1 protein-coding gene is annotated in these 222 nt (G+C 41.4%); it reads right to left on the bottom strand.

Features of this window, described 5'->3' with window-relative positions; all coding sequences use genetic code 11:
• Positions 1–222: transposase (locus RVS70_RS23315; protein ID WP_321135132.1), on the bottom strand; the 222-nt coding region annotated here is incomplete at both ends.

Here is a 222-nt window from a genome sequence, read left to right as displayed (position 1 = left end):
TACGATAGCTCGGCTCATAACCCTGTGCTAACCACATCATCCGTACACTATCTTTAAGTAAGCCTTCTATTTTTCTGCCAGAAAAAACAGATTGGGTATAGGCACATAAGATAATCTTCATCATCATGCGTGGATGGTATGCAGGACAACCTGTTTCACGCAAAAATCCCACAAATGATTCCTCTGGGATATGTTCTACAATATGGTTAACCGCATAGGCGA

The sequence above is a fragment of the Virgibacillus sp. M23 genome, assembly GCF_034190895.1.
Taxonomy (GTDB): Bacteria; Bacillota; Bacilli; order Bacillales; family Amphibacillaceae; genus Virgibacillus; species Virgibacillus salarius.
The sequence above is the reverse complement of the archived record's forward strand: the minus strand, read 5'-3'. Positions and strand labels throughout refer to the sequence as shown.